1 protein-coding gene is annotated in these 809 nt (G+C 55.6%); it reads right to left on the bottom strand.

Annotation, left to right across the window (positions count from 1 at the left end):
• Window positions 1-740: thermostable hemolysin (locus ACOCD2_RS23105; protein WP_293675442.1), on the bottom strand; the 740-nt coding region annotated here is incomplete at its 3' end.
• Window positions 741-809 lie beyond the last annotated feature (69 nt).

The raw sequence follows: 809 nt of genomic DNA, 5'->3' as shown, positions 1-809 counted from the left end.
CTATTGCCGCATCTCCAGTTACCTGCAGACCATGGCAAATCAGGGATACAATCCGCTGGTCGCCATTCAAATGGCCTTTTCGGGACAGCTCTATGCTGATAGGGGTGAGTAGTTACCTCCAGCAGACGATGAGCAGCAGCCACCTTGCCCAGCGCCTCATAGCCTGCGGGAACATATCCTGCATAAACCGATGGATTGCAATCATAGTAGGCACCCCAGTCATGCGCCATATCGCCCGGCAGGCACTCCTCTTCGGCTGAAGAGAGATAGGTGAGCGGCAAGCCCATCCGGACGAAACTGTTGCGCAGTAACGGCGTGATAGTGCTGAAACCCGCGCCCTGCAGGAATGCCGTCAGCGCCACGATAATCCAGCGAATGCGCCCGGCACCGGCTGTGGCCAGATTGCCGATCTCCACCATGGCTTCACGCGGGACGCCAAGCAACATTTCCGCCCTCTGCGGCAGGTAGTGCTCACAAAAAAGAGTATGGCCGCCCGGCCTCAGCCCGGCAACCGCCTGATAACCACCTTCTGCATCATGAATCGCCAGCAGATAGGGATAGAAAGCCGTCAGCCGGGCGCCGTAGGCATCCAGAAAAACACGTTGCACCAGTTTTTCCGCTTCCTGTCGGCCGGGATGGGATCTGTCCATGAGCACCACACCGTGGCTGCGCGCGGAACATCCCTGTTTCTCATCGAAATACAATGTGTTATATAATTTCTTTGGTGCAATGCAGGACACAATCTAGATTCCTTCTTTCAGCGATGGCCTGCAGTCTGCCCGGAAATTCTTAACCCAGTCTTAAAAAGC

The organism is Thiolapillus sp., assembly GCF_048562965.1.
Classification (GTDB): Bacteria; Pseudomonadota; Gammaproteobacteria; order Chromatiales; family Chromatiaceae; genus Thiolapillus; species Thiolapillus brandeum_A.
Note: the sequence above shows the minus strand (reverse complement) of the source record. Positions and strands in the feature narration are given on the sequence as shown.